Origin of the sequence: Pseudomonas meliae (assembly GCF_001400515.1) — a bacterium.
Lineage (GTDB): Bacteria > Pseudomonadota > Gammaproteobacteria > Pseudomonadales > Pseudomonadaceae > Aquipseudomonas > Aquipseudomonas amygdali.
Map to the genome: position 1 here is coordinate 1 of NZ_LJQT01000047.1, position 395 is coordinate 395.

The window sequence follows — 395 nt, forward strand, 5'->3', positions numbered from 1 at the left end:
ATAAATTTGCCCTAATCGGTACAGATAAGGGTGTTGTGGAAGGGCCGTTGTGGACGCCTCAATAGTCTGGTTCAGCCTCTCGGCTGCCATCGGACTTTGATCAGTGATGTAGTTCAAAATGCTCCAGAGTTCGGCCCGTATNNTGGGCCGCCACTCAACCAGCATTATGCTTATTCTTCTTGGACTCGATGAGTGCACGCATTTCAGACATCACCTGATCGTGGGGGATGTTGGGACGTGGGTCATCGAGTGATGCTTGGACCTTGGCGCGAAACCAGCGGTCGTAGCTGTCTGCTTGTTCCTGTGTTTCGAACTCGGAAACGATGGGGGAAAGTTGGGTGCTCATAGAGACCTCCTATTTAGATACCCAACAGCTTAAACCTTCCGGGCCTTTA

General features: G+C 51.1%; 2 protein-coding genes. Both read right to left on the bottom strand.

What is annotated here, in order from left to right:
- Positions 1–165: type II toxin-antitoxin system RelE/ParE family toxin (locus ALO64_RS02150; RefSeq protein ID WP_162232052.1), on the bottom strand; the 165-nt coding region annotated here is incomplete at its 3' end.
- Positions 155–346 carry a type II toxin-antitoxin system RelB family antitoxin gene (relB, locus tag ALO64_RS02155; RefSeq protein WP_004666885.1) on the bottom strand — a complete coding sequence of 64 codons (192 nt, stop codon included), beginning with the start codon at positions 344–346 and terminating at the stop codon, positions 155–157. The genes ALO64_RS02150 and relB, both read right to left, overlap by 11 nt.
- Positions 347–395: the final 49 nt, after the last annotated feature.

Bases quoted from the DNA above. Each gene is read 5' to 3' on its own strand.
- relB (WP_004666885.1), bottom strand. From the start codon at position 346: ATGAGCACCCAACTTTCCCCCATCGTTTCCGAGTTCGAAACACAGGAA.